Raw genomic sequence first — 253 nt, forward strand, 5'->3', positions numbered from 1 at the left:
GGATACCGTCGCGTCTGGGGACTGCTGCGTCGTGCACGTGAAAAACGGTCGCTGCCGGCGGTCAACGTGAAACGGGTTTACCGGGTGATGCGTGACCACAACCTTTTGCTTGAACGCCGGATCAAACGTATGCGATCCATAAACCCCACCTACCGGATGGCCGGGGTATGAAGTCAGGTATCCGAGTCGGATACATGCTCCCCTTGGGTTCCTACCCCAAACAACCGGTCGGCTATCTGCCGACCTCGCTCCA

The 253-nt window shown here is 58.5% G+C and carries 1 pseudogene; it reads left to right on the top strand.

Annotated features, from left to right (window positions below):
* A pseudogene (locus AACY49_RS31670) lies at positions 1-120 on the top strand (IS3 family transposase); the annotation flags it as partial.
* Positions 121-253 lie beyond the last annotated feature (133 nt).

Source organism: Pseudomonas sp. EL_65y_Pfl2_R96, assembly GCF_963970905.1.
Lineage (GTDB): Bacteria > Pseudomonadota > Gammaproteobacteria > Pseudomonadales > Pseudomonadaceae > Aquipseudomonas.